This is a genomic window from Pedobacter sp. MR22-3, assembly GCF_026240075.1.
Lineage (GTDB): Bacteria > Bacteroidota > Bacteroidia > Sphingobacteriales > Sphingobacteriaceae > Pedobacter.
The window spans coordinates 1-548 of sequence record NZ_JAPIVF010000017.1; the positions used below are offsets into that span (position 1 = coordinate 1).

Genomic DNA, 548 nt, shown 5'->3' on the forward strand with positions numbered 1-548 from the left:
GTTTTGTTAGATGAAATCGGTTGATCAGGTCCGTAACCAGTAGCTTCGATTCTGGAAGCATTAGCACCCTGAGATACCAAATAAGCTTTTACAGATTCTGCTCTTTCTTTAGATAAACGTAAGTTTAACTCTCTGCCACCAGTGTTATCGGTGTGACCAGCTAATTTTAAGCTAAAGTTTTTGTCTACCAATAATCCAGCAACCCTGTTTAAGCTTGCGTATGATTTAGAACGGATAGTTGATTTACCTAAATCAAATTCTAAGTTTGAAATCGCATCTTTAACTACCTTACGGTCTTCCTCAGTGATTACCTTAGTTTCTCTGATGATTTCGCGTTGTACTTTGATTGGACAACCTGAACCATCAACTACAGTTCCTGAACCTGTTCCAGGGCATTTGTCAAATTTGTTTGCTACACCATCATTATCATCATCAGCCATATCTTTAGCATATTGATCTCTGTCACGTTGTGCATTTTGCTCAGCAGTAGATAATGCTCTTCTTAACTCAGCACTTTCTTCAGCACTTTGTTTGCGAAGATCCGCAAC

The 548-nt window shown here is 38.9% G+C and carries 1 protein-coding gene; it reads right to left on the reverse strand.

Annotated features, from left to right (window positions below):
* The coding region (locus tag OQ267_RS22360) for an OmpA family protein (protein WP_265838194.1) at nucleotides 1–548 on the reverse strand (548 nt) is incomplete at both ends.